This window comes from Cupriavidus sp. L7L, from assembly GCF_004353535.1.
Classification (GTDB): Bacteria; Pseudomonadota; Gammaproteobacteria; order Burkholderiales; family Burkholderiaceae; genus Cupriavidus; species Cupriavidus oxalaticus_A.
The window spans coordinates 26,967-48,311 of record NZ_SMNY01000064.1 but is presented as its reverse complement, the minus strand read 5'-3'; the positions used below and the strand labels follow the sequence as shown (position 1 = coordinate 48,311).

The window sequence follows — 21,345 nt, the reverse complement described above, 5'->3', positions numbered from 1 at the left end:
CCAGATGTTCGTGCTGAGCATGGCCGCCTACAACCTCGTGCGCATGCGCTCACTGGGACAAATCCGTCCGCAGTTGCAGTAATCGCGGTAATGAGGCCGGAATCGGGCGCCAAACCGCCGAAAAAATCGATGTAGGGACGTCCCGCTTCCAGATTGTGAAAAATCGCAAGCCTACTGCCTTGCAGGGGGAAGCCTCGCCTCTTGTACGGGGAGTACTTCAGCAACCTGCTAGTGGCGGTCAGCCGGAGAGAAGCCGGCGACGCGGGGCAAACCATACTATAGCCGCTCTCCCGAGCACGACGGCGACCGCTTTCTCAGTGATTGATGTCTGCCTGCGCCGCGGCGCGGTTCAGACTGTATTCCACTGGAACCCACGCGAATCCCTCGCCCTCGCGCCGGACATGGCCGATGCCGGGAAACGCGATATGTGCCGCGCCGACCCAATACCCCTTAGCGGCAGCATCGGCCATCGCACGCTTGCGCATTGTTACGGCGGCGACGGAATCGACATCGAAATCGATGGCGACCCCGGGCTCGGGGAACTGTACGTGCTGCGCATGGATGGTGTCGCCCCATAGCTGCAGGCGCTGGCCTTCGCTGCTGATTTCGAAGAACGCATGACCAGGCGTGTGGCCGGGCATGCGCAACGGCCGGATGCCGGGAAACAGCTCCTGCTCGCCATCAAACCTCTTGACCTTGCCGGCGCGCAGGTAGGGCGCGAACACCGCTTCGGATTGTGCGAAGTTGTGGCGCTGGCCCGGTGCCGCCCTGGCGGCATTGGCCGCATTCAGCCAGTAGTCGGCGTCGTGGCGGTCAACATAGACCACTGCGTTCGGGAACACCGCCTTGCCGTCGACCGACAGGCCGCCGGAGTGGTCGACGTGAATGTGGGTCAGCAGTACGGCATCGATCTGTTCGGGCTGGTAGCCCGCTGCGCGGATATTCTGCGGCAGCAGTCCGCCTGCAGTGGGCCCGAACAACTGGCCGGCGCCGGTGTCCACCAAGATCAGCTGATTGCCGGTGTTGATCAGGAAGGCGTTGATCGATGTCTCTGCGGCCTCCGCGGATTGATGGGCGCGCGCCTGCAGCGCGGTAATTCGCTCGTGCGGGGCGCCCTTGAGCAGCTTGTTCAGCGGCACGTCGACGGTGCCATCAGACAGGGCCGTGATCTCGAACTTGCCGAGCATCATCCGGTAGTAGCCAGGCGCTTGGACACCGACCTGCGGCGCGGCGGCGTAGCCGGGCAGGGCAAATGATGAACACAACATCACACCGACCAGCAGCGCGCCGCGCCACAGACGTTGCATAAATGCGGAATGGGACAACTTCATGGCATGGCCTCGTAGTGACTCGCGAACATGGGCGCCATTGTGGTAGTCGGTCCAGCATCGCGCAAATCGATTGGACTGATCGGGACTATCGCCACAGGTGATGTCGTCCGGCACACCGCCGTGCATTCCGCCACGGAAATAATCACCCACAAAACTTCACTAGGACGTCCCCGGTGCGTCGCTGATACTGAATCACACCAAGACACCACAGAAGGGGACAGCAGATGAAAAAACTAGCGGTAAAGGGCCTGGCCGCCGGGGCGATCGGCGTTCTAGGCATCATGGCCGGGACGCCAGGCATGGCAGGGGCGGCGTGGCCGGACAAGCCGGTGCGCCTGATCGTGCCGACCGCACCGGGCGGCGCGCCCGATATCGTCGCGCGTTTGTTCGGCGAGGGGCTGTCACGGCGCCTAGGCCAGGCGGTGGTAGTCGAGAACCGGCCCGGTGCCGGCGGCAATATAGGCATGCAGGCGCTGCTGGCGGCACCTGCGGACGGCTACACCATCGGTTATGGCAACAATGCCACGCTGGCTACAAACCGCTTTCTGTACAGCAAGCTGCCCTACGACCCCGACAAGCTAGTCCCCATCGTTGGACTGGTCACGACCTTCAATATCCTCGCCGTCAATAATTCGCTACCGGTAAAGTCGGCGCAGGAACTGATCTCCTATGCGCGCGCCAACCCCGGCAAGCTGTCGATGGGTTCGGCCGGCAACGGCACTACCAGCCACCTCGGCGGAGAGCTGTTCAAAGTGATGGCCAATCTGAATATCACGCATGTGCCATACAAGGGCAGCACGCCGGCGCTGCAGGATCTGGTTGGCAACAACGTGCAACTGATGTTCGACAACGTGCCGTCGATCGGGCCTTATATCACGTCAAAGCGCGTGCGAGCACTGGCGGTCACGTCGAGTCAGCGCTCGCCGCACTTTCCCGACCTGCCGACCATGGGCGAGGCGGGCCTGAAGGGCTACGAGCTGACCGCTTGGGCCGGATTGGTGGCGGCGCCGGGCACGCCCGCCGAGGTCATCGAAAGGCTGAACCGCGAAGTCAACGCGCTGATCCGCGATCCGGCATTCCGCGCGCAACTCGACAAGCTGTCGTTCGAACCGCTCGGCGGCAGCGCGCGCGACTTCCGGGCGCTGATCACATCTGAAACCGTCAAGTTTGGCGACCTGGTGCGCAAGAGCGGCGCCAGGGTCGACTGAACTGAGGAAATCCAAGCACCATGCATTCGCAATATGACCTGATAATCCGCAACGGCGACCTCATCGATGGCACCGGCGCACCGCGCCGCACGGCCGACCTGGGAGTTCGCGACGGCGAGATTGTCTCAATCGGCGACCTCGGCCCGTCGCGTGCCGGCACCGAGGTGGATGCCGCCGGACTGATCGTGGCGCCCGGCTTTATCGACACCCACACCCATGACGACTGGATGGTGTTCCAGTCGCCCGAGATGCTGCCCAAGGTGACGCAGGGCGTTACCACCATCATCGCCGGAAACTGTGGCATCAGCTTGTTTCCCCTGGTCACCGACAGCATTCCGCCGGCGCCGCTCGACATCATGCGTGGCGGGTACCGCTTCGATTCGGTGCATGCGTACCGCGAGTCGTTCGCGGCCAGCCCCGCGGCGGTCAATGTGGCGGTGCTGGTCGGCCAGTCGACGCTGCGCGCACGGCACGTGCCGCAGCTTGGCGTAGCCGCCAGCGACGCGGAAATCGAGCGCATGCGGCAGGACGTGGAAGACGCATTGCTGCAAGGAGCGATCGGCGTGTCGACCGGCACCTTCTATCCGCCTTCGGCGGCGGCACCCGAGGAAGAAATCGTGCGCATGTGCGAGCCGATGCAGCGGCTCGGCGGCGTGCTGGTTTCGCATATCCGCGACGAGAGCGACAAAATCGCCGAGGCGATTGACGAGACCGCGCGCATTGGCAAGGCGCTGGGCGTATCGACGGTGATCTCGCACCACAAGCTGGTGGGCAAGCAGAATCACGGACGCAGCCGCGACACGCTGGCGCAGGTGCGCAGCCTGGCCCGGACCATGCCGCTGTGCCTCGACTGCTATCCGTACGCGGCGTCGTCGACCATGCTGCGCCCCGAGCGCGTCACGCAATGCGACCGCATCCTGATCACCTGGTCGGCCCAGCATCCGGAAGCCGCCGGGCGCTACCTGGAAGATCTGGCGCAGGAGTGGGGCCGGACTCGACTCGAGGTGGCGCAGGCACTGGTGCCGGGCGGCGCCGTGTACTTCATCATGGATGAGGCCGACGTGCGCGACATCCTGTCCTATCCGGATACCATGGTCGGCTCGGATGGCATCCCTTCGGACGAAACGCCGCACCCGCGGCTGTGGGGTACATTTCCGCGCGTGCTAGGGTTGTATTCGCGCGACCTGGGCTTGTTTCCGTTGGAGCGCGCGGTGCACAAGATGACCGGCATGGCCGCGCAGCGCTTCGGGCTGGAGCGGCGCGGCGAGTTGCGTACCGGCCATGTCGCGGATATCACTGTGTTCGATCCGGCAACGATCCAAGACCGTGCCACGTTCGAAGACCCGCAGCGGCCCGCAACAGGCGTGCGCCATGTGTTCGTCGCCGGACAGGCCACGCTGCGCGACGGGATACCTGTCAGCAGCCGCCCGGGGCGTTTCGTCACGTCCACGCTGGTGCGGGCAGACTCGGCGGGGACGCAGTAGCCTACGGCGCCTGGCGCTCGCATGCGGTTTGCTGCTGCAGCCACGCGATAAAAGTCTGCATCGCCGGGCTGTCGCGTTTCTCTTCGAGGCAGATGAAGTAGTAAGCCTTGGGCGAAACGTAGGGCTCGGTGGCCACGCGCAGCAATCGTCCCGCGTTGATGTCATCGGTGGTCACGTAGTCGGGCAGCAGGGCTATGCCCATGCCGCTCACTGCGGCCTGCAGTCCCATGGTGAGTAGGCCGTAGCGCGGGCCATCGTCAGGATGCGCCAGCCGTATCCCCATCTGCTGCAAGTAGGCCGGCCACGCCTCCAGCGCCGCGATCTGGTGCAACAAGGGCATGCGCTTGAGCGCCTTGGCCAGCGTGCCGCCGCCGGGCAACAGCTCGGGCGCGCACACCGGATAGAGTTCCAGCGGCATGACCTTCAGTGCGAAATGGCGCGGCGGCGGCGCGCCACAATACATGATCGCGGCATCGAGCCCGGTGCTTTCCAGGTCGACCGGGCCGACTTTGGTGGTGACGTTTAGCTGGATCTGTGGCTGTTCCTTGGCAAACCTGAGCAGGCGCGGAAGCAGCCAAATATTGCCCAGCGACACCGGCACCGACAGGTTGAGCCGGCCGCCCGCGGCGCGGCCTGACTGGACTTCCAGCGTCGCTTCCTCGAGCATGGCGAGCGCCTTGCGCACGCTCCTGAGGTATTCCTCGCCGGCGGGAGTCGCCGCCACCGCGCCTTTGCGGCGATTCAGCATGCGCGCGCCGAGAAAATCTTCCAGCTCGGTAATCTGCTTGCTCACCGCACTCTGCGTCAGGCACAACTCTTCGGCTGCGCCGGTGACGCTGCCATTGCGTGCCGTGGTCTCGAGCGCGATCAGATTCGCCAGCGCGGGCAAGTGGCGTCCGGTTGTGCTTTTCATGGGGCGGTGCAGTGTGGAGGGCTGAGTATTGTCATCTATTCATTCCGGTATGGAAAGAACCTGCGATGAAACATCCATTGCCTAGGCGGCGCCGAGTAGCCAATATGCAATGCATCCCATTGTCGCCAGTGAGACCGATGCCCGCCGTTTCCCCTGCTCAATTTGCTCACCTTGATCCGTTTGAGGCTTCACTAAGCGACATCGCCGAGGCCATGCGCAACGGCCGAACGTCCGCGCAGGCGCTGGTTGCATCTTTTCTCGCCCGCATCGCTGCCTTCGACCAGGCCGGCCCCTGCATCAACGCCATCAGCGGCGTGAACGCCGCCGCGATGGACAATGCGCGCATGCTCGACGAGGAACTGCGCGCACACGGCCCCCGCGGGGTGTTGCACGGCATACCGATGGTAGTCAAGGACAACATCGATGTTGCCGGCATGCCGACCACGGCCGGTTGCACGGCGCTGCGGGAGGCCTACCCGCGCACCGATGCCGCGTGCGTGACGCGGCTTTGTGCGGCCGGCGCCATCGTGCTGGCCAAGTCCAATATGTCGGAGCTGGCGGCGTCCAACGGACGCTTCGGCTATAGCTCGGCGAACGGCCTCACGCTGAACCCCTATCGCCTGTCGCGCAATGCCAGCGGTTCCAGCAGCGGCACCGGTGCGGCGGTAGCAGCCAGCTTCGCCGCGTTCGGGCTCGGCACCGACTCGTTCGGCTCAGTGCGCGGGCCGGCCTGTGTGCACGCTCTGGCAGGTTTGCGACCAACCCATGGCCTGCTCGACAGCGCCGGCGTGCTGCCGCTGGCGGCGTCGTTCGACACCGTCGGGCCGCTGGGCCGCAGTGCGGCCGATGTGGCGCTGGTGATGGCCGTGCTGGCCCCAGGGCACGGCTTTGGCACGCAAACGGAGACGCTAGCCGGCCGCAGGCTCGGCATTGTGGCGGATTTCGCCGGTGGCAACGATGAAATCGACGCGTTGCTCGACGTCGCGACCGCAGCGATGCAGGCCGCTGGCGCCCAGGTCATTCCCGTGCGCCTGCCCGCTGGCGCGCTGACGCTGTACTCAGATGTACTCGGCGAGATCACGCGTGTTGAATCGGTGCGCGGGCTTGACCAGTATTTGGCGCAGGCCGCCGCTGGTGCGCCGCACAGCGCCGCTGAACTTCTCATGCGCATGGAAGCCGGTGGCGACGCCGGCGCGCGCGTGGTCAACCCGCTGACCCTGGCTGCACTGCGCCACGCAATCGCGACACGAGACCAGCGGGCCGGAGCCGGCGTTGCCGCGGCGCGGCGCTGGCGTGGCCTGCTCGACGAACAGTTGACGGCCAACGGCCTGGATGCGCTGGTCTTTCCGACGCTCGCGTGCCCGGCATCGCCGCGCTTCGACATGGCCGATGCCAGTTACCATTGCCATGCCGAGCAGCCGCTCGCCGCGATGCATCTGGCCAGCGCCGCCGGCGTTCCCGAGGTCAGCGTGCCAATGGGCATTACCGCCGCGGGCATACCTGCGGGCGTGTCTTGGCTGGGCCGAGCCGGCAGCGATGCCAAACTGCTGGCCATGGCATCGGCGTTCGAGCAGCTGACCCGGCACCGCCGTGCACCGCCCACCACGCCCGCGCTGTAGCGATCAGTTGCCATGCGGCCCGCTTCGGGTGATGCTTCAGTGCGAGCGTCCACCAGACAAGGAAACCAGCGTGAGTATCAAGGAAAGCCATTTTCGTGGTGTCGACCTGAACCTGCTTGTGACGCTGTCCGTGCTGCTGTGCGAACGCAGCGTGTCGCGCGCCGCGGCGCGCCTGCACCTTGGCCAGCCCGCGGTCAGCGGTGCACTAGCGCGACTGCGCGAATTGTTCGACGACCCGCTGCTGGTTCGCACCGCGCAAGGCATGGCGCCGACCGAGCGGGCGCTCGAACTGGAACGGCATCTGATGCCGGCGCTTGCGCAGATTGAGGCCGCGCTGCTTCAGCGCCGCGAGTTCGACCCGCGAACTTCAGACCGCACCTTCGTGGTCGGCATGCCCGACTGGGTCGAACTGTGGTTGGCGCCGCGCATGCTTACGCAGCTCCGGGAACTCGCGCCGCAGGTGCGACTTTCAATCGTGCCAACCGACCCGTTCCGCGGCACCGACATGCTGGAGCGCAACGGGATGGATCTCGGCGTGGGCCCTTTCGCCAAAGGCCCGGCCTGGCGCCGTGAATGCGAGCTGCGCACCATGGGCTTTCGCTGTGTCTATGGCGCTGCCCCGCTCGATGGCGACAAATGCCTGTCGCTGCCCAACTACCTGCGCCTCCCGCATGTGCTGGTGTCCTATCGCGGCGCCTTCGACAGTGCCGCGGACGCCTGGCTGGCCACGGAGGGACGCGCCCGCCACGTGTGCTACAGCAGCGCACGTTTTGCCAGCGTGCCGGCGATCTTGCAGCGCATTGCCGCGCTGGCAACGGTGCCAGAGGTACTGGCCGAGCAATGGTGCACGGCCCACGGGCTGCACCAGTTTCAGTCGCCTGTGCCAATGCCGGACTTCACCGTGGCGGCGATTTGGACCGCGGCTCGTGACAGCGACGCCGGCCTGAGGTGGCTGGTGGAGCTGATTGCCAAGCTTGCGGAGGAGGGTGGAGACCGGTCGTAACCCTGGTGACAGACATGTCGCGCGTCGAGATGCGGAGCTGCAGGGTGCAGCGATGCCCCAACTCGTCGGGCGTCCCCAATGGTTGGTCCCATTGAGATGTTGCGCCTGCCGAACGGTAGGAACGGGGTACAGCCGTCGCGCTTTTGCTAGCCTTGGCCTGCAAGGTGAGACGGGGCGCGCGAGGCCGAGGTAGTTAAAGGTCGCGTTGCCCGGACGCGGCGATAGGGCACGATAACGCGCAGTTGTGGTGCTTTCAACCAATTTTGCGTTCCCAGACGGTGTGCATCCGGCTCGGCAAATCCGATCGGTCACGTCGCGCCTACGACAGCATCCGCGGTGTCCGGGACCAGTTCTCCATGTTCCGGACCTGCTGGATGAGAACGGCGATTTCGTCGGGGCTTGCTCCTCCGGCAAAGCGGGCCAGCCGCAGCAGCTTTTGCTCGATCTCCTCGTCAGTAAGCGGGTTGGCGGGGTCGCCCTTGGGCATACGGACGACGGACTCGAGCTCGCGGCCGTCGGCCGTGACCACGCGTACCTTGCCGATCCATCGCTGCGGATACGCGGCATCGACCTCGTTGTCCAATTTCATTGACACACGGGTGCGGAAGGCCTCGACCTCCGGTGCTGTCCGCATGGCGCCATAGAGCTCCTCGGTGCCAGCGCGACCATGAACGGCGATCAATGCCAGTACCGTTGTGATAGAGAACATTGCCTGGTCGACCGTTTCTTCGCCGACGCCGCCATGTAGCACGTCGAGCGCGGCTTGGTGCACGCCCGCGGTCACGTGGTGTATCTGACCGGCCTGCAGTCCTTCGGCGCGCATCAAGGCGAGCAGGGCATCGGCGGCAGGATGGGCGTGCCGGCACGATGCATGCCATTTGAGCGACGTCTCCGCCGTTGTCCATCGGGTGCCCAGTCGGTCGAGTAGCCGGGCGGCATCGGCATCGTTGGACATGGCCGCGGCCAATCCTTGCCTGCCATCCAGGATGCGCTTGGCGGCGGTAAAGCCGTCGAGCGCAAGATAGGCGGATAACAGTCCGTCGGCAGCGGCCTTGCCAATGTGGAGTTGGCGCGAATCGGCCCCATCACCGAGAAATTCCCACAGCCCTGCGGCTTGCGTTCCTGCTGAACCCAGCGCGGCTAGCATACGTTGCGAATCGAGCCGTAGAAGCCTGCCCACGGCAACCGCTGCGGCAAGCGTTCCCACCGTGGCAGTCGTGTGAAAGATGCGATAGTGCGACCGTCCGAGGTATTCCGCAACGCGAACTCCCACTTCATATCCCGCCACGGCTGCCGCGATGATCTCGTGCCCCGGACTGCCGGCATCCTGGGCAGCGGCCAGGACTGCGGGGAACACCACTGCACCGGCGTGGAGCACGGCGCCGTTGTGAACGTCAGTTTGCTCGACCACGTTGGAGGCGGCGGCATTGACCAGGGCTGCAAAGAAGGGCGATGTCCGCCGTCGCGAGATAAGAAGCTCGCTTGTTCCATCGGTGGGTCCCATACGCTCGGCAAAGGACTCCAGCATACGAATCGCACGATGTCCCTTTCCAGCGAGCGAACAGCCGATCCAGTCGAGGAAGAGTGACTTAACGGTCGCTACCACGGGCTGTGGAATCGCCTCGTAGCGCAGGCCTGCGGCAAAGCGGGCAAGCGCCGCACCGGGGTGGTCGTCCGGCATATTCCCTCGTGCGGCGCGATCGCCGCTAGCTGCTTGATGTGCCATACCGTTAAGTACTCAGGCTGCAGGTGGGGGCATCTGCCCCGCATACCAGTCAGCGATCTGGCTGCCAGTCATGAAGCAAACGCCGGGCGTGCCCATAAGCAGCTCCAGCATCTCCTCAAAGTAGGAAAAGCGATGGGGCACCCCCATCAGGTGCGGATGCAGTCCGAGGGCCAACACGCGCGGCTGCCGCGTTGACTCGCGCTTAAATACGGCTAACGTACGTTGCAAGCGATGCAGGAATTCGCTCGAAGTGTGCTTTTCGATGGCGTAGATGATGGAGTCGTTCAGTTCCAGGTTATAGGGTACGGAGAGCAAAGGTCCGTGACGGGTACGCATCCAGTTCGGCAGATCATCGACCACCCAGTCGAATACATGGTCCACCCCAGCCTCGCGCAGCAACTCCGGCATGTGTTCGCTTTCGCGTAGTCCGGGGCTCAGCCAGCCTCGCGGCCGCGTGCCGGTGAATGCTTCAATGCGGTCCAATGCCTCGTGGATAAGGGCGCTCTCGTCGGCTGACTGTTGAATGCTTTTCTGGTGGACGCCATGACCGATGAATTCCCAGCCTGCTTCCAGCATGGCCTGCGCTGCGCCGGGATAGGCCTCGATCACGCTGGCATTGAAGCTGGTGGATGCTGCGATGCCCCGGCATTGGATGGCCTCGATCAAACGCGGCAGTCCGCACCGCATGCCATAGTCCACCCAGCTGAAATTCGGAACATCCGGCAGCGTCGCCACGCCGTGCGGCGGAGTGATGATGGTCCTGGGCATGGGCTGCTCGAAGCGCCAGTGCTCCACATTGACGACAAGGTGCACGAGGATGCTACCCGCCGAGGGCGGCACCAACTGTGGCCGTTCGCTCGCCATCAGGTATGGGATTCTAGGGTTCGCCATGGTTGGCTCATTCTCTCATCAGATTCTGTGAAGATGCGGGCGCAGCCCGCACCCGGATCAGGCCCCGTGGAATACCGGCGACCGCTTTGCGGCAAAGGCGCGCTGTCCCTCCGCATAGTCGCGGCTGGCAAAGCAGGTTTGCACGCTGTGGGCCATTTCGGCAAGTACTTCAGAGGAAGGCTGTAACGCCGTGGCCTGCCGAATTGCCAGCTTTGCGGCGCGCAAGGTCAGCGGCGCGTTCGACGCCACGCGTGCGACCAGTGTTTCGATTGCACGCTCGAAATCCTCGTCATTGAAGCACTCGTGCACCAGACCAATCCGCGCGGCCTCGGTACCGTCATAGTCGCGGGCGGTGAAGAACATCTCCGTGGCGTTGGCACTCCCTAGCAACGCGACGGCGCGGTGCATGCCGCGAAAGCCGTAGCCTAGGCCAAGCCGCGCTGCCGGCATGCGAAAGCGGCTTCCTCGAGCGGCGTAGCGTAGGTCGCAGGACAAGGCGAGCCCGATGCCACCGCCCAGGCAAAAACCCTGGATGGCCGCGATCACCGGATGCCGACACTGCTCGAGCGCCGCCTGTGCCCGCTCGACCAATGCGTCATAGGCGCGCACGGCATCTGCGCCGGATCGCAAGGCGGTGAACTCGGAGATGTCCGCGCCCGACACAAAGGCGCGGCGCCCCTCGCCCCGCAGCACGACCGCGCGAATATCGTCCCTGGCATCCAGCGCCTCAACGTGCGCGGCAAGCGCCTTCCACATCTCCATGGACATCGCGTTCAGCCTGGCCTCGTTCGCGATAGTGAGATAGGCAACTGTATCCAGAAGGTCCAGCCGAACCGCTCCGCTGCTCATCAGACCACCTCCTGTTCGCGCAGGGCGCGGACTTGCTCGCCGGAATAGCCAATCTCGCCAAGAATCTCCTCAGTGTGCTCGCCCCAGCCGGGCGCCGGCGCGACGACCTCGCCCGCGGTGCGCTCCAGCCGCACCGGTTGGGTCAGCACATGGCGCAGCGCCTGTTGCGCACCGCCTACCGCCTTGACTACGCCTAGGTGGCGTACCTGGGGATCGTCGAACATCTCGGGCACCGAGTACACCGGGCCGGCTGGCACGCCCGCCCGGTTCAGGATTTCGACCCAGTGGGCAACCGGCTGACTGCGGAACAGCGCCTGGATCTGTGCATTGAGCCTGGTGCGATTTTTGACGCGTAGCTTCTCGTTGGCAAATTCCGGATCGTCCAGCCAAGCCTCTTGCCCTACGGCGACGCAAAAGCGCCGCCAGTTGCCTTCGCCCGATGCACCAAGATTGAACCGGCCGTCAGCCGCCTCGAACAGGCCCATGGGGGAACTGGTGGGATGGTCATTGCCGGCTTGCTGCGGTACGTCGCCCTCGTTGAGGTATCGCGCTGCCTGGAAATCCATCATGGCGACCATGGTGTGAATAAGCGAGGTATGGACCCACTGGCCTTTGCCAGAGACTTCCCGCTCTAGCAGCGCGATAAAGATGCCGAGCGCCGCATACAGGCCCGCGCTAGAATCGGCTACCGCCAGCCCGGCGCGTACCGGCCCCTGTTCGGGGAAGCCAGTCACGGACATCAGTCCGCCCATGCCCTGCACAATCTGGTCAAAGCCAGGCCGCCATGCGTAGGGTCCGCTCTGCCCGAAGCCGGAGATGCTGGCCAGGATAATGCGAGGGTTGATCGCACTCAGGGATTCATAATCGAGACCGAGCCGCTGCTTCACATCCGGACGCCAGTTCTCGACCACCACGTCGGCGTCCTTCACCAGCCGCTTGAAGACCGCCAACCCCTCCGGCTTTTTCAGGTTGAGCGTCAGTGAGCGCTTGTTGCGATTAAGGTTCTGGAAGTCGCCGCCCAGGCGGTCGGCGGCAAACATGGCTTCGTTAGGGTCGACTCCGGGTGGCGGCTCCACCCGGATTACGTCGGCACCAAAATCGGCCAGCATCCGCACACAGGTGGGACCGGCGCGCACACGCGAAAGGTCGAGTACGCGGAAGCGGGACAGGGCGTGTGAGGCCATGATTCTTGGCATGGTGTCTCCTTTTGGTCAGGATTAAGGCTTGAGGGGTTCTGCAGCGACAGGAACGCCTTCGTTGCCAAAGCGCTCGCGTTCCACGCGATAGGCGAATGCAAGCAGGGTGATCTCGGCGCCGGGGCGCCCAACTGCCTGTACCGACACTGGCCGCCCTTGCTGGTCGCTGCCAAGCGGAAACACAAGTGCCGGCAAACCCAGATAGTTGATGAAGGGCATCAAGGCATAGAGTGCAGTCAGTGCCCGGCCGTCAAACGCCGCAGAGCCGGAGTGCACCTCGGCCCAATCCGGCACGCCTTGGGGGAGTGCTGGCAGCAGCAGGATGTCGGCATCTCCGAAGCCCGTTGCCATGACCTGCGCCAGGTAGCGGGCGCGGCGGCGGATCGCCTCGCGGTACCAGACGGCGGGCAGCGCCATGCCCGGCAAGGCGACGGCGCGCACAAAGCGCCCCAGTACCTCGTCGCTGCGCAAGCGCGCTGCATGGACTTGCGCAGCTTCGGTATGCAAGACGACTTCGGCGCACCGATGCATGTCGCTCAGTCCCGGCAAGGCAGCTGGCTGGATGCCTGGCAACCGCGCAAGGAAAGTATCAATCACCGCATGCACATCGTCGCGCAACGGCACTTCTTCCAGGCCGTGCCGGATGCGAGCCGTCGGGCGCGACAGGAGAAACGCTTCGATGCCGCCGGGCTCGCCAGCGGCCGCGCGTAGGGCGGGGCACTGCCGGCTTGCGACCCCGGCTAGGGTGCCCGCGATGTCGGCGGCCGAGCGCGCCAGAATGCCGACCGTATCTAGCGAAGGGGCGAGCGGGAACACGCCCGTGGTCGGCAGCAGGCCTTGTGTCGGCTTGAGTCCCAGCACGCCGCACGTGGCAGCGGGAATGCGCACCGACCCGGCGGTATCGGTGCCGAGCGACGCATAGCACAGCCCTGCGGCTACCGCGACCGCTGAGCCGCTGGATGATCCGCCCACTGCAATGCCTGTCCCCAAGGGATTGACCGGTGTTTCAGCCCATGCGTTCTCGCCGGTGGCCCCGCAAGCGAACTCGGCCATCTGCAACGCCGCAAGGTCGGCGGCGCCAGCGGCTTCCAGCCGCATCAGGACCGGCGCCGAGCCTGATTTGGGGACCTCTGGCGCAATGACCGGCACGGGCCGGCCGCAGCCTGGCGCAACGCTTTCCCGGTAAAAAATGTCTTTGTGGGCGAGCCCGACGCCGGCGAGAAACTGATCCGGGTCGGATGGATCTGCGACGCGTTTGCGCGATTTGCCACGAAGATTCGCCGGTGCCGACAGGTCGTGCAATGTGGCAACGCAGCGATATTGCACCCCGTAGGCGCGCATTGCGGCCGCTTGCGTCGCCAGCGCTTCGTCGACGCTGATCGCCGCGCGCGCCATCGCGCGTCGCAGGCCACCGATCGTGGCTGGAAGGCCGGTCATGCTGCCTCCTTCGTTGGTACGGTTGGCGCGGCCTTGCCACCTGCTTGGGCAGGCGTCGGCGTGACGGGAAAGGTGTCGGCCAGCCGCTTCAACGTCTTGCCTGTCATGGCTAGCTCCGCGCCGGATGCCTGTACACACTGCAAGGCCAGGAGGGCGGCCACTGCGGCGCCGTGCGGCTCGCTCAACGTTGGGGCAGCCATTTACTTGCCTCCGCGCACAAAGGTCAGTACCAGCAGTGTGGCGACTACCTCCAGCGCTGCAACAAAGTAAAGGCCGGACGCCAAAGACCCTGTGGACGCTTTGAGTGTGCCGATCAGGTATGGCGCCACGAAACCGGCGAGATTGCCGATCGAGTTAACCAGTGCAATGCCGCCCGCAGCCGCCGTTCCGGCGAGGAACGCCGCGGGCAGCGACCAAAACACCGGAAACGCGGCGAGGATGCCGATCGCGGCCAGTGACAGCGCGCACAGCGCGGCAATGGCATTGCCCAGCAGCATTCCGGTCAGAGACAGACCAACGCCCGCAGTGAGGGTAGCCAATGCGCAGTGCATTCGGCGCTCGCCGGTCTTGTCCGAGTGCATGCCGCTCCAGACCATTGCAACCGTGCCGACGATAAAGGGCAGCGATGAAAGCAGGCCGATATGCAGCTTGTCCGCAATGCCGAGTTCCTTGATGACCGACGGCGACCAGAAGGCAATGGTGGCATTGCCGCTGACGATGCAGAAGTAGATCGCCGCGCATAGCCAGACCCTCGCATTCGTGAACGCGGCCTTCAGCGACGTATGCTTGTGTCCGTCGCGGTTTTCGGCTTCCAACGCTGCGGTTACTGCGTTCTGCTCCGCCGGCGTCAGCCATTTTGCATTCACGGGCTTTTCCGGCAGGTAGAACAGCGTGGCAATGCCCGCCAGCACAGAGGGAGCTCCCTCAATGAGAAAGAGCCACTGCCAGCTTGCGAACTTTCCGACGCCCTCCATGCCGCTCATGATCAACCCTGCCAGCGGCCCGCCGATCACGCCCGCGAGGGCGAACGAGGTCATGAACAGGCCGTTGATCGAAGCGCGCCGCGCGGCTGGGAACCAGTAGGTCAGGTAGAGGATGACACCGGGGAAGAAGCCAGCCTCGAAGGCGCCAAGGAAGAAGCGCAGCGCATAGAACTGTGTTGGCGTCTGGACATAGACCATTGCCATCGAAGCGAGGCCCCACAGAATGGCAATGCGAGCCAGCGTACGCCTGGCGCCGATGCGCTCCAGCAACAAGTTACTGGGCACTTCGAACAGGAAGTAGCCCAGGAAGAAGATGCCGGCGCCCAAGCCGTAGACCGCCTCGCTGAACCTCAAGTCGTCCAGCATCTGCAGCTTGGCAAAGCCGACATTGACCCTGTCCAGCCACGCGAGCAAGAACAGAAGGGCCAGAAAGGGAATCAACCGCAGAGCGATCTTCCGGTATGTGGCTTCCATGGATATTTCCGGATGGACGGCTACCGGAGGAGCGGGATGCGGGAAAGCTGCCGAAGTCATGTTGTCTCCAAAGTTGTTTTTTAATCAACCGCGTGCCAGGCAGCATGAAGATCCAAACATCATCATTACAATCTACTGCCTCATAAATATATTTATAGATCATAAGAAAACAATTTGCAATCAGGTTCCGGCCTAGGCCGCTCGACGTGGAGCAAGGCAGACCACCACAGTGGCTGATTAGGCACGTAGCGGGCGGGTATGATCAGCCCTTAGGGTGACCTCGGAGAGCCGGGCGAACGGTTGGCGGAGTCGAAGGGAAGTGCAAGTTAATGCTCGCGATGCACGGGCAAAGATTGGCCACCGCGAGCAAGGGGCAATGCCGAGGTGCCTGCGCCGAATGGCCAGTTGATTGTGCGGGGCTGCAGCCGCGCACTGGAGACCCTGGCACCGAGAATGCGTCAACCATGCCTCCCGCTCGTGGGAGAGAGGCCAGTTGTAGTCGGCAATGAACGAAAAAGACCAGCCGCAAGGACTGGTCTTTTGTGAGATGGGGCGCTAGATGTCGGGGCGGTGCGCGCTAGGCTAGCAACTCCTGCGGAAGTGCCGCCACAAACGAAGCGAAGCCTTGCATGCCGAGACCAGGACTAAGGTGCCTAACCATAGCAGCGTAGGCGGCAGCGGCATCCCGTGCGCATACCGCGCTGACGATGTCGCCGTGCTGGGCCCATGAGGCAGGCAGTTGGCCCACGGCGGCAAAAGCATGCTGTCGATAGGCGCCGGTGCGAGCGCGTATGCGCAGAATTTCCTCGCGCAGGAATGGGTTGCGGGATCCCGCATAGAGGATTTCATGAAAGGCCAGGTTGGCCTGGCGCCAGCCTTCGCGATCGTTACCGTGCACCACCTCGGTGGCGGCCTCGTGCACGGCCATGAGTTCCTGGCGCTCCTTCTCGGTCATGCGCTCGCATGCAAGGCGCGCGCACAATCCTTCCATTTCGGCAAGCAATTCCCACAGCGCCAGCAGTTGCTGCAGGCTCATCTTTGTCACGGACATGCCGCCCCGCGGATGACTGGTCAGTAGCCCTTGCGCCTGCAGTTGCAGCATGGCTTCTCGCAGCGGAGTGCGCGAGACCTTGTATCGGCGCATCAGCTCCGCCTCATCAATCGGAGTACCCGGCAGCTGTGCACCCGTACGGATGCTATCTTCAATGGCTTGCCTTATGCGTTCCGCAACCTTCAAGTCGTTGTCCTCACTCGTGCTATCGTCTGGAAAATACTCTTCAGTCGGCAAAATATATCAAAGCCCTCTGCCGAGGTGCACAAAGGACTTATCGAAGTCCATCAACGCAGCTCGCCGATCGCCAGATCGACTAGGCTTCGAACATCCGCCAGACCTTCTAGGTTCGTCAACGTATCTAAGAGGTCATCGCGCCGGCCGGGTGCGAATTGCACCGGCGCGGAGTCAAGGCAGGCGTGAAACTTGGCAACCTGGCCGGCTAGCGAAAATGGTCTGTCGGGATGACCGAGCAGGGTGGGAAGAGCGATCGACAAGGTGCGGCGGTCCGTCAGCATGACCTCTACCGATTGTGGGCTGAGGGCATTCTCGCCGGCGTAGTCATCGACCAGGACCTCTACACGCTGCGCGAGCGCAACGCGGTCTGGGCTCTCCAGGGCCGGGGGATCGAAATCGATTAGGCTTACCGCACCGGTCTGGAGCGCGGCGGCAACGGTGTAGGGCAGACAGAGCTTGGCATAGCCAACGTTCATGCCGGCAAGCGCGGGCCGGCCAACGAGACGCTGCACCAGCGGAGGTACACGCACGTGGACGCGCTCGACATCCCTGGCGCCAAAGCCTTGCTCCTCCCTCAGCAACAGCACGCCCTCGATGCCGCCGTGACAGGCTCGCCCTGTCGGGAACGGCTTGTGACTCATGCGCGCAATCTGGAAGACTTCGCCCAGGTTCCGGCTTTCCGCGTGCCAGTTTGCTTGCCCGTCAAACAAGGCAAAGTAGCCATATGGACCTTCCAATATGTCCTTTGGACCGACAAAGCCTGCGGCGGCCAGTTCGAATGCCGTCATGGCAGCTCGGGCATTCAGCCCAACTTGCAGAGCCACAGTGGGGGTGCCCTCGATATGCGCCTGCATGGTGCCGGACAGATGGCTGTACATGATGCCCAGCGCATTGTGCAGCGTTGTCCGATCGAGCCCGGCCAGCTTGCCTAGTGCGGCGGTGGCACCAAGTGCCCCGCACATGGCCGGCCGGAAGAATCGCATGGGTGCACCTTGCGCCATGCCAACGAAGGCGGCGACATCAACACCTACGGCCAACGCAGCAATCAAATCTCGCCCCGTTGCGCCCCCTTTGCGTTCGGCAAGCGCGAGCAAGGCCGGCAGGATACTCGCCAGCGTATGCACGACGGCACGGTCGTGCACGCAATCGAACTCCTGGTTGTGGACCTGGTAGGCATTGACCATCACCGCCGATGGTGCGGGCAGCCACTCGCCCGTCCCCAGCACGCGGGCATGCCGCTCCCCTCCCCATCCCAACGCCACGCCCTTGACCATCGCGTTGCATGGGTGGCGCGCGCCGGAAATGCCAACGGCAACACTATCCAGAATGAAAGTCTTCGCGGCGGCCACGGCTTCGGCTGGCAAGTCCTCATACCCGACGGAGAAGACATGCTCGATCAACGCGTCGATTGCGCTTGTGCTTTTCCTCGCCCTGCCTCGCTCCATAGTCCAGTCTCCTAGATGACCGTCCGCTCTCAGCCGCTCTGATGCTACAAGTAGTGTAGTATAAAAATACTTTCATTATTCATAAATATTTTTAACGGAAGTGAATAATAAGACACAAATTAATCGGCAATCCCAGAGGAGCCGACACGCGTTTCCGTGGTCGTAGGCTGAAACCCCACGATGAGAGCGAAAAAACTGAGCGGGCGGCGGCGATCCGCTGGATCCAAGCGGCGATGGCCGACTTGGGCTGCGCATGGAGGAGCTGACAGCAGCAGGGTGCCTCGATCCGCAGCCCCCTCCGGCACCCGCGCCAGCGCCGGTGTGCTACCGGAACGCTACGGGGCAGAGTTGGGACCGGCAGGGCGGCATGCACGACTGGCTGCGGCGGGGGGTCAATGCGCGGCATAGAACGGAGTTGTCCAAGTCGGGTAGCGCTGCCAGGAAGTTGGCCCATTGGCAAGTACAGGGGGCTACGCTCATATTTGGCAAGCCTCCATAGCTTCGCGGTAGGGCCGGCCCGCGAACAGCTTTTCAGCCGCCTCCGGTACCCAAACTGCCGGGGCTTGGGCTTTCTTATGGTTCAAATGAGTATAAAAGGGCAGAATTCCCTCCATGAAACGGAAACTAGGATTTCGCCATATCGAGACGGTCCACGCGATCGTGCTGACGGGCTCGGTGACAGGGGCAGCGGCGCGACTGCATCTCACGCAGCCAGCGATCAGCAACATCTTGCGGGACGCCGAAGAGCGCCTTGGTTTTGTGCTTTTTGAAAGGCGTGGCGGACGTTTGCTACCGACGCCGAGCGCAGATCAGTTGTTCGAGGAAATCGAGCGTTCCTTTATCGGACTGGACTCCATTAACGCCTGCTGTGAACGCATTCAACGCAACCAGCTAAGGCATCTGTCGGTTGCCTGCACCCCTGCCTTTGCTGCCGCCGTATTCCCGACGCTGGCAGCCGCCTATATGCAGCGCTGCGCGGATGTATTCCTGTCAGTCCATTCTAGGGACGCGCATCATGTCGCCGCCTTGATTAGTTCCCGAAAGGCCGACATTGGCTTCGCACTTGAGGTGCCGCCGGTGCCTGGCGTGGAGAGCGCGGTGATCGCCGAACTCCCGCTACTGTGCTACCTGCCGCCCGGCCACCCGCTTGCACGACAGGATGAAGTTACCCCGGAGCAATTGCTCGGCGAGCCGATGATTTCCCTATCGAGTATCGAGGGTATCGAGGAACTGGTGGGGGCCGCGTTTGGAGACTGCGGGGCTACTCCGGTGTCGGTGGCGGAATGCCCGGCTGCCATCGCGGCCTGCGGCATGGTGGCGGGAGGGATTGGATTTACCCTGTTTGATTGTCTGCCGGCACAAATCTATGATCCCGCTCGCCTGAGCGTGAGGCGGTTCGCGGCGTCGCGCCGGTTGACGTACCGGGCATACTGGCCAAAATCCAAAACAGCGGATTTCGATCCCCAGCCGCTGGTCACGCTGGCGCGCGACATCATGGCAGAGATGGCGGCCAAGGACTTCTAGCGGAAGCGCGCCAGTCCATAGGGGGCAGGGTCTAATGGGGCGGGGCCGCCGGAAATGAGGTGTGTGATTAGCCGCCCGGTCATTGGCGCTCCTGTCAATCCGGTATGACCGTGACCGCTCGCAATGTAAAGTCCCGGGTGATTGGGTGCCTCGTCGATGATTGGCACGCTGTCTGGCGTAGAGGGACGAAGCCCAAACCATGTGCTGGCGCCGCTGGTAGCAATGCCTGGGAATAGACTCCGAGCAGTAGCAAGGATCGCATCCGCCCGCCTTTCGTCGGGCGGATACCTCAGGCCTGCGATTTCTACGGTGCCTGCAAAACGCAGGCCGCCGTCCATCGGGGTCACAGCAACGGCCTTGTCCTTGTAAATGAAGGGACAGGGAACCGTGACGCCGGGATCGGGGAGTTGCACATGGTAGCCGCGCTCCGCTTCGAGAGGCAGGCGGATACCGAGCGGTCGCAACAGCTCTCCGGAAAAGGCGCCGGCGGCCACGACCACGCGCTCCGCACGGTCGTCACCAAGATTACTCCACAGCCGGAATCCGGTGCCATCCGCTTGCAGCTTCACAATACGCCGCTGCAGGATGCGCCCCCCTCGCGCTCGAACTGGGCGGCCAGCGCGCCAGTCAGGCGCTGCGGATCTACGGTGTGCGCGTGCTTGGGGAAGCATATGCCGCCGCGCACGTGGCCAGCCAGGCTCGGCATCATCTCCCGGAGCCGTGCCTCGCTCAGACTTTCGTACTTAACGTCCTGCTGCCGGCGCAATTCATCCACAAGCCGGTCGGCCCGAGATCGGCCCTTGCTGGCAGACCACAGATGCAGTTGCCCGCCGGGCCTGATCAGTTCGTCACAGCCGTTCTTACCTAGTAACTCGCGATAGGCCTCTAAGGCCGGCGCGTGCAGAGCACGTAGTGCGCGTGACGCCTGAATCACGCGTTTGCCAGGTGCGGTGGATGGGTCCTGGCCATGCCGGATGTCAAAAGTCGAATTCAGAACATGGTTGCTGGCGCGCAGCCATGCAAACAGCCATGGCGCGGCTCGTATCCCTGTTCGCTTAACCCGGCATTGCCGAATGACGCACCGCCCCCGGGGGCGAGCGTATCGTAGATGGCATTCGAATTCACGAGGCGTTCGGGAGCCGATAATCCCAGCGGTCCTCTTGTAATCCTCATCGGTCTCTGTACCGGGCTGTGGCTGCGGCGCGCAGGCTGCAAGGGAATACTGGGCTCCCATCGTCCAATCCGTGGGCTTCAAAGGCGACTGAGACTGCGAGGGAAACGACCACCAACCGCTTCTGTTGCTGAGTGACCTCCGCCGGTGTCGAACCGGCCAGGGGCTCGTATCCAATCGATGCTGCTCTACAAACACGCCGAGCCCATCGACGGCCGAACCGATTTGATTGCCGACCAAGTTGGTCACCATCGCCGGGCCTCCCTGGAACGGCACGATGGAGATGTGCCGCGTTGCGCTGCGGACAATGCGTCCAAGCTGGCCAATGACCGGGTCCCGCAGCGGCCGAACTGTCTGGAATGCGGGTTCCGGTGCTCCCGCATTCCACCACTGTCCTCCAACTCCGGGGACATCACGGCGGCGGCGGGGCGGGGGGCACGGTCACTGAGCTGTGTCGCCTCGCTTCTTGAATGCCGCCACCACCCTTTCGTTCAGGCCTAACCGGTAGAGTGTCGCGCCCACTTGGATCAACAAGGCCCGCTCTTTCCCCGCGATCGCTGGATCGGCCAACAGCACCGCCAAGCCGGCAATTGCGTCGTCGACCTCCAATTCCGTCGCGTCATCCAAGGCGAGGCGCTCGAAATCTCGTATCACGTCATCTGGGTCCATCGTGGCTCCATGTGGCTTCGTGCGCCAGTTTAGCCGACGAGGTGGTCGGAGCGATCCGCTGAATTCAGGCCCAGATGGCGGACCGGCGGGCTGCGTCGATTCGCCGCCAACACCTCCTGCAGTCTGCTACCGCA

At 63.7% G+C, this 21,345-nt stretch carries 16 protein-coding genes and 1 pseudogene; 5 read left to right on the top strand and 12 right to left on the bottom strand.

Annotation, left to right across the window (positions count from 1 at the left end; all coding sequences use genetic code 11):
- Nucleotides 1-314: 314 nt before the first annotated feature.
- On the bottom strand, nt 315-1,481 hold the full coding sequence (locus tag E1J61_RS35020; protein WP_243737107.1) for an MBL fold metallo-hydrolase: 1,167 nt from the start codon (nt 1,479-1,481) through the stop codon (nt 315-317).
- Nucleotides 1,482-1,555: 74 nt separating this feature from the next.
- Here E1J61_RS35020 and E1J61_RS35015 point away from each other — a divergent pair, with 74 nt between their 5' ends.
- Both E1J61_RS35015 and E1J61_RS35010 read left to right on the top strand, forming a co-directional pair.
- Complete coding sequence (locus tag E1J61_RS35015; RefSeq protein ID WP_133098396.1) at nt 1,556-2,539, top strand: tripartite tricarboxylate transporter substrate binding protein; 984 nt, start codon at nt 1,556-1,558, stop codon at nt 2,537-2,539.
- 20 nt (nt 2,540-2,559) lie between these two features.
- Entirely contained in the window at nt 2,560-4,023 is a 1,464-nt protein-coding gene (locus E1J61_RS35010; RefSeq protein WP_133098395.1) for an amidohydrolase family protein, read from the top strand.
- A 1-nt stretch (nt 4,024) separates the two neighbouring features.
- On the opposite strand, the gene E1J61_RS35005 is transcribed toward E1J61_RS35010, so the two are convergent.
- On the bottom strand, nt 4,025-4,936 hold the full coding sequence (locus E1J61_RS35005) for a LysR substrate-binding domain-containing protein (RefSeq protein ID WP_133098394.1): 912 nt from the start codon (nt 4,934-4,936) through the stop codon (nt 4,025-4,027).
- Between the two features lie 212 nt (nt 4,937-5,148).
- On the opposite strand from E1J61_RS35005, the gene E1J61_RS35000 reads away from it, so the two are divergent.
- On the top strand, nt 5,149-6,555 hold the full coding sequence (locus tag E1J61_RS35000) for an amidase family protein (RefSeq protein WP_133098393.1): 1,407 nt from the start codon (nt 5,149-5,151) through the stop codon (nt 6,553-6,555).
- 70 nt (nt 6,556-6,625) lie between these two features.
- Nucleotides 6,626-7,558, top strand: a complete 933-nt coding sequence (locus E1J61_RS34995; RefSeq protein WP_133098392.1) for a LysR substrate-binding domain-containing protein — start codon at nt 6,626-6,628, stop codon at nt 7,556-7,558.
- 319 nt (nt 7,559-7,877) lie between these two features.
- Here the strand turns inward: E1J61_RS34995 and E1J61_RS34990 are convergent, their stop codons facing one another.
- The 8 genes from E1J61_RS34990 to E1J61_RS34955 all read right to left on the bottom strand — a co-directional run bounded on the left by E1J61_RS34990 (nt 7,878) and on the right by E1J61_RS34955 (nt 17,847).
- Nucleotides 7,878-9,239 carry an MmgE/PrpD family protein gene (locus tag E1J61_RS34990; RefSeq protein WP_133098391.1) on the bottom strand — a complete coding sequence of 454 codons (1,362 nt, stop codon included), beginning with the start codon at nt 9,237-9,239 and terminating at the stop codon, nt 7,878-7,880.
- A gap of 57 nt (nt 9,240-9,296) precedes the next feature.
- Complete coding sequence (locus E1J61_RS34985; protein WP_133098390.1) at nt 9,297-10,175, bottom strand: polysaccharide deacetylase family protein; 879 nt, start codon at nt 10,173-10,175, stop codon at nt 9,297-9,299.
- A 57-nt stretch (nt 10,176-10,232) separates the two neighbouring features.
- Nucleotides 10,233-11,024, bottom strand: a complete 792-nt coding sequence (locus E1J61_RS34980) for an enoyl-CoA hydratase (protein WP_133098389.1) — start codon at nt 11,022-11,024, stop codon at nt 10,233-10,235.
- A complete protein-coding gene (locus tag E1J61_RS34975) occupies nt 11,024-12,220 on the bottom strand; it encodes a CaiB/BaiF CoA-transferase family protein (RefSeq protein WP_133098388.1) in 1,197 nt (398 codons plus the stop codon). Before E1J61_RS34975 ends, E1J61_RS34980 begins: the two co-directional genes overlap by 1 nt.
- Before the next feature lie 21 nt (nt 12,221-12,241).
- Nucleotides 12,242-13,657, bottom strand: a complete 1,416-nt coding sequence (locus tag E1J61_RS34970) for an amidase (RefSeq protein ID WP_133098387.1) — start codon at nt 13,655-13,657, stop codon at nt 12,242-12,244.
- A 200-nt stretch (nt 13,658-13,857) separates the two neighbouring features.
- Nucleotides 13,858-15,114, bottom strand: coding sequence for an MFS transporter (locus E1J61_RS34965; protein ID WP_133098386.1), 1,257 nt, complete (start codon nt 15,112-15,114; stop codon nt 13,858-13,860).
- 577 nt (nt 15,115-15,691) lie between these two features.
- Nucleotides 15,692-16,351, bottom strand: coding sequence for a GntR family transcriptional regulator (locus tag E1J61_RS34960; protein ID WP_133098385.1), 660 nt, complete (start codon nt 16,349-16,351; stop codon nt 15,692-15,694).
- Between the two features lie 101 nt (nt 16,352-16,452).
- On the bottom strand, nt 16,453-17,847 hold the full coding sequence (locus E1J61_RS34955; RefSeq protein ID WP_133098384.1) for an MmgE/PrpD family protein: 1,395 nt from the start codon (nt 17,845-17,847) through the stop codon (nt 16,453-16,455).
- Between the two features lie 612 nt (nt 17,848-18,459).
- On the opposite strand from E1J61_RS34955, the gene E1J61_RS34950 reads away from it, so the two are divergent.
- Nucleotides 18,460-19,371, top strand: a complete 912-nt coding sequence (locus E1J61_RS34950; RefSeq protein ID WP_133098383.1) for a LysR substrate-binding domain-containing protein — start codon at nt 18,460-18,462, stop codon at nt 19,369-19,371.
- Here E1J61_RS34950 and E1J61_RS38555 read toward each other — a convergent pair.
- A pseudogene (locus tag E1J61_RS38555) lies at nt 19,368-20,605 on the bottom strand (NAD(P)/FAD-dependent oxidoreductase). The gene E1J61_RS34950 and the pseudogene E1J61_RS38555 sit on opposite strands and share 4 nt — an antisense overlap.
- 378 nt (nt 20,606-20,983) lie before the next feature.
- A complete protein-coding gene (locus E1J61_RS34935; protein WP_022538141.1) occupies nt 20,984-21,211 on the bottom strand; it encodes a hypothetical protein in 228 nt (75 codons plus the stop codon).
- Nucleotides 21,212-21,345: the final 134 nt, after the last annotated feature.

Coding starts and splice junctions, on each gene's coding strand:
- E1J61_RS35015 (WP_133098396.1), top strand. CDS start 1,556: ATGAAAAAACTAGCGGTAAAGGGCCTGGCCGCCGGGGCGATCGGCGTT.
- E1J61_RS35010 (WP_133098395.1), top strand. CDS start 2,560: ATGCATTCGCAATATGACCTGATAATCCGCAACGGCGACCTCATCGAT.
- E1J61_RS35005 (WP_133098394.1), bottom strand. CDS start 4,936: ATGAAAAGCACAACCGGACGCCACTTGCCCGCGCTGGCGAATCTGATC.
- E1J61_RS35000 (WP_133098393.1), top strand. CDS start 5,149: ATGCGCAACGGCCGAACGTCCGCGCAGGCGCTGGTTGCATCTTTTCTC.
- E1J61_RS34990 (WP_133098391.1), bottom strand. CDS start 9,239: ATGCCGGACGACCACCCCGGTGCGGCGCTTGCCCGCTTTGCCGCAGGC.
- E1J61_RS34985 (WP_133098390.1), bottom strand. CDS start 10,175: ATGGCGAACCCTAGAATCCCATACCTGATGGCGAGCGAACGGCCACAG.
- E1J61_RS34980 (WP_133098389.1), bottom strand. CDS start 11,024: ATGAGCAGCGGAGCGGTTCGGCTGGACCTTCTGGATACAGTTGCCTAT.
- E1J61_RS34975 (WP_133098388.1), bottom strand. CDS start 12,220: ATGCCAAGAATCATGGCCTCACACGCCCTGTCCCGCTTCCGCGTACTC.
- E1J61_RS34970 (WP_133098387.1), bottom strand. CDS start 13,657: ATGACCGGCCTTCCAGCCACGATCGGTGGCCTGCGACGCGCGATGGCG.
- E1J61_RS34965 (WP_133098386.1), bottom strand. CDS start 15,114: ATGGAAGCCACATACCGGAAGATCGCTCTGCGGTTGATTCCCTTTCTG.
- E1J61_RS34955 (WP_133098384.1), bottom strand. CDS start 17,847: ATGGAGCGAGGCAGGGCGAGGAAAAGCACAAGCGCAATCGACGCGTTG.
- E1J61_RS34950 (WP_133098383.1), top strand. CDS start 18,460: ATGAAACGGAAACTAGGATTTCGCCATATCGAGACGGTCCACGCGATC.
- E1J61_RS34935 (WP_022538141.1), bottom strand. CDS start 21,211: ATGGACCCAGATGACGTGATACGAGATTTCGAGCGCCTCGCCTTGGAT.